1 protein-coding gene is annotated in these 234 nt (G+C 62.0%); it reads right to left on the bottom strand.

Annotated features, from left to right (window positions below; genetic code table 11):
- Positions 1–234: hypothetical protein (locus AC1RPV_RS08260; protein WP_481764280.1), on the bottom strand; the 234-nt coding region annotated here is incomplete at both ends.

Genomic DNA, 234 nt, shown 5'->3' with positions numbered 1-234 from the left:
ATCGACCACCTCGTCGCCAATCGTGAGCCCGTAGCGTGCTTCGAGAACGTCTACGGCATCCCATTCGGTGCCACGGCTCGTCTTCTGTGCCTTGTTCGGCTTGACTAGCGCCGCAGGATCGACGTTGTGAACGATACGACCTTCTGACTTGAGACGCGCAATGCCGCCATCCGTGGCGTTGGCGATACCGAGCGGAGTTCCGGGCTCCTGCGCCAGCGTGACGCCCTTTTCGCC

Source organism: Dellaglioa sp. CoH-55-MRSF-9, assembly GCF_056782155.1.
Note: the sequence above shows the minus strand (reverse complement) of the source record. Positions and strands in the feature narration are given on the sequence as shown.